Source organism: Pseudomonas sp. EA_65y_Pfl1_P113 (assembly GCF_963970525.1).
Classification (GTDB): domain Bacteria; phylum Pseudomonadota; class Gammaproteobacteria; order Pseudomonadales; family Pseudomonadaceae; genus Aquipseudomonas; species Aquipseudomonas tritici.
In genome coordinates this window covers 1-458 of record NZ_CAXAQM010000548.1, presented here as the reverse complement: position 1 = coordinate 458, position 458 = coordinate 1, and the positions used below count along the sequence as shown (strand labels likewise).

General features: G+C 59.4%; 1 protein-coding gene. It reads right to left on the bottom strand.

What is annotated here, in order from left to right:
• On the bottom strand, positions 1 to 458 hold a 458-nt coding region (locus AACY52_RS31015), incomplete at both ends, for an efflux RND transporter permease subunit (protein WP_339561496.1).

Below are 458 nucleotides of genomic sequence, written 5' to 3'. Positions count from 1 at the left end.
GACCGCGATCCCGGCGACGCCCCATCTGTTGCGGATTGAAGCTGCGAGCAGCGGCGTGTAAACATAGCGCGCACCGCGCATGAACCAGTTCTCATGCTCGGAGACCTTGCCGGTTACCAGCAAGGCCACGGCAGCCGGCACGAATGTCAGCGACAGGATGCTTGCGCCGGTGAGCGCCATCAGCACCGTCAGCGCCATCGGCGTGAACATCTTTCCTTCGACGCCGGTAAGCGTCAGGATCGGCAGATACACGACGCCGATGATCAACGTCCCGAACAGACTGGGACCAATCACTTCTTTTGAAGCCGTCAAGATGGTTTCGAACCGTTCCTGTTGATTGAGGACACGGCCCTGTCTGGTTTGCTCTTCGGCCAGCAAGCGCAGGCAATTCTCAACGATGATGACCGCGCCGTCGATGATGATGCCGAAGTCGATGGCGCCAAGGCTCATGAGGTTGG